This window comes from Pseudomonadota bacterium (assembly GCA_030860485.1).
Taxonomy (GTDB): Bacteria; Pseudomonadota; Gammaproteobacteria; order JACCXJ01; family JACCXJ01; genus JACCXJ01.
On record JALZID010000213.1, the window covers coordinates 1 to 5955 of the forward strand.

Genomic DNA, 5955 nt, shown 5'->3' on the forward strand with positions numbered 1-5955 from the left:
TCGTTCCATCCTCCCCTCCCCGATCATCTTGATTTGCCGATAAAGTTGATCAGATCGGGTGGAGCCCTAAAAGTTCCACGCATTTGTTATCTTTATAACTCATATAGTTATAAGATCTTACCTATGAACGTTCCTTGGCAGACCAGCCCCTCGATCGTGACTTCCAGCTCGGTGCCGCCTTGGGCGCTGGGGGTTCGTGGTCGGTGCGCACGTCACCGCAGTAGACAGGACCAGGGACGTTGTTAGTTGGGAAGCTCTCGACTCCACAGATCCTCATTAGCCATGTTTGCTGCCGCGCTCCTGTCTAATAGTGGAACATTAATGAGTTGGATCGGAGTTGGATCGCTGTTGCTCATGCGCGTCTCTTAGGAACACCTGGCGAGGTGGACGCAACCCCTTTATTTGACATATTTTTTGGCTGAGAGGCGTTGTTCTACCGTCTGCCAGTTGAGATTGGAGAAGAAGGCTTCGATATACTTCGCGCGCTCCGCCGGTTTGTAGTCGAGCAGGAACGCATGCTCCCAGACGTCCATGACCAGCGCGGGAATAAAGCCGGCCACGGTTCCGACTTCATGCAACGTGACCCAGTGGTTGGACAACCGGCCGTGTAGCGGATCCAGGTAGCAAATCGCCCATCCGACCCCGCGCATCTTGCCGACGCTGGTGAAGTCTACCTTCCAAAGGTCGTAGCTGCCAAAGCTCGATTCGACAGCCTGAAGGAATGCTGAGTTACGTGCCGGATCTTCCCCGCCATCCTTCTTCAAGTTGCCGAAGTAGTATTCATGCAAGACCATGCCGTTATACTCGAACCCGAAACGGCGCTTGAGCTCTGAGTAGGCTGGCATCTCTTCCTGGTCAACCCGACCATCCTTCAAGAACTCCGCGATCGCCTCCGTCAGCCGGTTGGTTTCCTTGACATACCCTTCGTAAAGCTTGAAATGCATCTCCAGAGTCTGATCAGAGATGCCGTTGAGCCTGCTCAAATTGAACTCTTTAACTTGATACATTTTCTCTACCTCCTTTCATCGCCTCTTCTAGCGAGAAGTGACCTCGAAATCGAGATCTGACAATCTCCGTGCCACCCCCCACCAAGGCAGAATCTCTTGTTGTTCCAGCGATTAGGGGTATATGGATTCAGGCGAAGTCTCTGCTCGGGCGAAGCTTTTACAAACGTCGGTAAGAATTACAGCGAGGTGCCAGCCAACTATAACCCCGGTGGCTCGACGCAATGTATGGCTGTAACACGATTACGCTCTCCTTTTTATTCCGCTTCAATTTCATTCCTATAACTCTTGTCGCCTTCTCGCTCGCTCCTCGCTTATCACTCACGATATGTCTCGTCGCTCCCTCGTGGTTTCCAGCTCTACTTTTGAACTCGAACCGGAATCAACTACGGCGTCACAGCGGTCTATGCCGGCTTTTTTTACGCTGGCGTGCGCGTCGACGACGTATTTCTTCGGCGAGTGCTGGCCTTCTTCCTGCCCTTCTCGCCGTTTTTCTTCGCCAGCTTCTTCTCTTCGTCCACTTCCTTCGGGACGAGGAATTCGATCGCCTTGGGCTCGACCTTGATGTCTATCGTCGCGGGTGGCTTCGGTTTCTTCTTTTCCTTCGCCGGCCACAGCTTGTCGTCGATATGGACGGCGAACCCGGTCCATTCGATCTTCAGGCGCTTGCCGCGGCGCGCCCCGAACTCGGCCGGCCACGGTTTGCCCTCCTGCCAGTCCTTGATGTGATCGTGCAGTTGGTCGCGGTGCTTCTCGGCGAGCAGTACGACGTCGAACTCACCGTCGTTGCGCACGATATCCGGGGCCAGGAACAGATTGGGCCCGATGTACGCCATGTTGAGTACTTCGAACAGCAGGTAGCGTCCGGAGATATCCGCGTCGTCCAGCTCGGCCTCGATTTCGACCGCCGGGCAATCGGCAAGCTGTTCCCGGAAGATCTGCTGCGCGTAGGTGATTCTGACCCCGGTGTCTTTCAACCGGTCGATCGCCTTGTTGTCCCGCAATTCCGGTATGGAGCACGTCAGCAGCCCGGTGCCGATGCCCTCGATGAAGTGCCATTCGCCCCATGGCCCGGTCGCGATGCCGGCATCGAACTTGTGCCGCCGCGCGGACTCCCAGCCCGGTATGAGCTGCGTTATCGGCAGGTCCGCGATGCCGAGCGTTTTCGAGATGTTGTTCGCGGTGCCGAGCGGCAGCACTGCGATAGCTACGCCGCTCCCGATGAGGCGCCTCGCGACCTTGCCCACGGTGCCATCGCCACCGGCCACGGCGACGAGGTCGGCTGATTTCTTGAGCGCCTTCTGCCAGCCCTTGTCCTTGGTGGACTGGTAGCGGACTGTGTAGCCGGCCTCCTTCATCAGCGCCTGGATCTGTCCGACGGTCGGTTGCTTCTCGTCCCCGGCGCCCGGATTATATATGAGTGTCACGCGCATGGATCTGGAACCTCGGGCCCGTTTCGGGCATAATGGAAATGGTCGTGAAAGAACCGCCATGCGCCTGCTGATCTCCAACGACGACGGCATATACAGCCCCGGCATCGCGGCGCTCGCTGAGGTCGCGACCGAGTTTGGCGAGGTGCGCGTCGTGGCCCCGGACGTGGAAAGATCGTCCGCGGGCCATTCTATCACCTCTGGACGGCCGCTCTCGTACAAGCGCACGAAGCACATGAAAGTACAGGCCTACCGCGTCGACGGGACGCCGGCAGACTGCGTCGCGCTCGGCGCTTTCGCGTGGGAGAACGTGGACGTCGTGCTTTCCGGAATCAATCTCGGCCCCAACATCGGCAACGGCATCTGGCACTCGGGCACGGTCGCCGCAGCGAAGCAGGCGGCGCTCATGGGTATGCGCGGCATCGCGATGAGCATACCGGTCGTCGAGGACGAGCCGGACTTCGAGGCTCTGAAGCCTCACATCAGGCAGGTGCTCAAGCTGCTGCTGGAGGAAACCGTCCTGTCGCTGGTGAACGTCAATTTCCCGGCCACGAAGCCTAACGGCATCCTGTGGACGCGGCAATCGGTCCGCTTCTACGACGGCAAGGTGGTGGCGGGGCAGGACCCCATGGGTCGCAAGCATTTCTGGTTCACTGTCATCCCGATCACGGAGACCGACGAGGGCAGCGATCGCTGGGCGCTCGAGCGCGGTTACATCTCGATCACGCCCCTGCGGATCGATCTCACTGACGACAAGGAGCTCGCCATCGCGCAGAAGCAGCGCCCGCTGTAAGAGCAGAGGGCGCCCACTCGATCGGGATGGACATGGGGAATAGGGATGTAAACGCCCTTTATCGTCAAGAGGCACAGTCCCGATCAGCGCGTAATCTTCGATACGGGATGGCATCGCCTATCGAACCGCGGCGTAGCAGGCGAAAATCTGGCCCGGGCTTTCCTCACTGGGCTCGTCGTAATACAAAGCACACAACAGAAAGTCGGCGGGAGGGCAAAGCCGCTGTCCCTTCACTAGGGTATCGTAGGAGTCGCTCCCCAGGATCCGGTGGACCTGCGTCAGATAGAGTCGATCTAGCACCCGATCGGCCAGCAAGGTTGCCAGTACCCTGGGCCCTGCCGTCGAATAAATAAGGTTGAAGCCTTCCTGGCCGAGGGCCTGGATCAAAGCCTGCCCCCCAACTTGCTGTCCGCGCCCGGCGATCATCATCACCGTGGCACCTTGGGCTTCGATCGCCCGTGCCCGAGTTACATCGACGTCAACGCCGGTCGCCACGAAAACCCGGACGTGGCGCTTGATTAGATACTCCATGGCTGGGACGGGAAGACTAAGGGTCTCGCTCAAGACTGCAAGCGCCGGCTGTGCCGTAAGCCCTTGGGCCTGCCGCCAATCGCGCAGATCCTGATACGCCGCCTCGTTCACGGGCAAGCTGGCCTGAGCATCTCCCATGGTAAGATCTCTTAGGTACCGGTCCGTTGTGAGCAACACATCGGCCTGTGCTCCGAGTTCCTCGAAGAGACGCCAGTCACGCGCATTGGCAATCTCCGCCGGTACCGCCGACTTGCGCGTTCGCCGGTCCTCTAACGCGATCCGGCCATCCAGGCTCACGACGAAATCGGTGTAGACGAACGGCCGTGAGAGGCCCCGGGTAGGATCGTTCCAGCGTGCCCGAAGGTCGTGATTCAAATAAATCCCCTCCAACGGCACCGGTTCAACGGGAGGAGGGAATAATTTTGTCAAGATCATTGGTGCTGTGTCCCCGACGGGTGCAGCTCGATGCCTCCGCATCGCAATCAGCGCATGGTTGCGGCAATAACCATACCCATTGCCAGTCCGCCACCATCATGCGAGCGAACCGGCATCCAGACCCCGCGGTCAATCGTGGTCCGGGGCGTTCACTGGTAAGGGCAAACTCTCAACCCATCGCGATTTACCGACGCGTAAAAATTTCTGATCGACGGTAAAAAATGCCGATAGGAGGAACGTACCCTGGTGGGCTCCCACGCATCGTTTCAAGCAAGCAGCCTGGATCGCGCAACGGTACGGAGGTTGCGGTGGCTTGCCGTGAAACGGTTTAGATAAGGCACAGCATCCGAACGGCGGTGAGGTGGTGAACACCGTCTACGAAGGACCAGAAGTTTTCCATTCTTCTACCCTTGTGGAGGTATCTATGAATGAGACATTGCACCAGTGTATCCAGGAATGCGTTAACTGCCACGGTATTTGTCTGAATACTACTACCTATTGTTTGGAGCAAGGGGGCCGACACGCCGAGGGCGGCCGTATTCGGCTGTTAATCGATTGCGCCGAGATCTGTCAGACCAGCGCGAACTTCATGCTTCGCGGCTCCTTACTGCATGCACGTACGTGTGCTGTGTGCGCCGAGATTTGCGCTCAGTGCGCCGAAGATTGCGGGCAGTTCAAAGACGATGCCCATATGCAGCGCTGTGCGGAGACATGCCGGCGCTGCGCCGAGTCTTGCCGAGAAATGGCGGCGCATGGCTAGCCTGAAGTTCTATGCAGGGTAATTGGTCCCAACATTGGCGCGGTGTGTCCGCTGCTCAAGCGGTGAAGCGTAGGGATATCCCGGCCACCAAGCAGTCCCGCCGCAGCGGGCTGAGTAGCGCCAGATTCCTGGGTCGCCGCCAGCCGCCGCAGTTTGGATGACGGTAGCAGCAGGCGTAAACGGCGGGTCTGGGCCGCGTGGGACTGGCGCTATCACTTAGTCCCGTCGTACCTAGGTTCATCCTTGCGGTTGTGGGAGCAATCGAACATCGAATAGAAAAGGCCAAATGGCGAGAAAAAGCCAGCGGCGAAAGCGGACACGATGAACCAATCTGTCACGCCAGGGGGGCGGTCCTGTGGGACGAACGGTGAGCGCAGAGCGTCTGAGGCGCGGGTAGAATCAGCTTCACTCATTGCGCTACGTGAGCGATAACGGGCCTGGGATCCGGCGCCTGAGTAGTAGGACGGGTTTTCGCTATCTCGATTCGGATGGCAGGACGATCCGCGATGCGGGAAAACTCGCGCGCATTAAATCGCTGGTTGTAACTCCTGCCTGGCGTGAGGTATGATCAGTTCGTTCGCCGAGAGCCACCTCCAAGCAACGGGTCGCGATGCCCGCGGCCGCAGGCAGTACCGCTACCACCATCGCTGGCGTGAATCGCGCGATGACTCGAAATACGCTCGCGTGATTGCCTTTGCTGAGGCACTACCGCGTATCCGAGCGCGTGTCTCGCGGATTTCCGGAAGCCCGTCCTGTCCCGCGACCGCGACAACGAAATGATAACAATTACTCTAGGCTGCGATCGGAAGTAACCGCGACCGGTCCAGCAGCGTTCACTGCCCTGCCGTTTCCGCCGCGGGCACGAGCACCCGCAACGCTCCGGGGCGAACCCGGTAATGGAGCGGGGTGGGCATCAGGGTGACCTCACCGTCTGTAGCGACGTGCACGCGCTTGCGCTTCGTCTCGATGCAGACCTCTTCGGTGCGGAGCGCATCGAAATCC

At 58.8% G+C, this 5955-nt stretch carries 6 protein-coding genes; 2 read left to right on the forward strand and 4 right to left on the reverse strand.

Annotation, left to right across the window (positions count from 1 at the left end):
• Positions 1-398 precede the first annotated feature (398 nt).
• Both M3461_12535 and M3461_12540 read right to left on the reverse strand, forming a co-directional pair.
• Positions 399-1007 (reverse strand): superoxide dismutase, encoded by a 609-nt coding sequence (locus M3461_12535; protein ID MDQ3775114.1) that lies wholly within the window; start codon positions 1005-1007, stop codon positions 399-401.
• A gap of 416 nt (positions 1008-1423) precedes the next feature.
• Positions 1424-2437, reverse strand: a complete 1014-nt coding sequence (locus tag M3461_12540) for a hypothetical protein (protein MDQ3775115.1) — start codon at positions 2435-2437, stop codon at positions 1424-1426.
• A 58-nt stretch (positions 2438-2495) separates the two neighbouring features.
• On the opposite strand from M3461_12540, the gene surE reads away from it, so the two are divergent.
• The gene (gene surE / locus M3461_12545) at positions 2496-3227 is read left to right on the forward strand and encodes a 5'/3'-nucleotidase SurE (GenBank protein MDQ3775116.1); all 732 of its coding nucleotides are present in this window, start codon (positions 2496-2498) and stop codon (positions 3225-3227) included.
• Between the two features lie 117 nt (positions 3228-3344).
• Here the strand turns inward: surE and M3461_12550 are convergent, their stop codons facing one another.
• Positions 3345-4133 (reverse strand): dihydrofolate reductase family protein, encoded by a 789-nt coding sequence (locus M3461_12550; protein ID MDQ3775117.1) that lies wholly within the window; start codon positions 4131-4133, stop codon positions 3345-3347.
• A gap of 484 nt (positions 4134-4617) precedes the next feature.
• Here M3461_12550 and M3461_12555 point away from each other — a divergent pair, with 484 nt between their 5' ends.
• Positions 4618-4953 carry a four-helix bundle copper-binding protein gene (locus tag M3461_12555; GenBank protein ID MDQ3775118.1) on the forward strand — a complete coding sequence of 112 codons (336 nt, stop codon included), beginning with the start codon at positions 4618-4620 and terminating at the stop codon, positions 4951-4953.
• Positions 4954-5786: 833 nt separating this feature from the next.
• Here the strand turns inward: M3461_12555 and M3461_12560 are convergent.
• The coding region (locus tag M3461_12560) for a diacylglycerol kinase family lipid kinase (protein ID MDQ3775119.1) at positions 5787-5955 on the reverse strand (169 nt) is incomplete at its 5' end.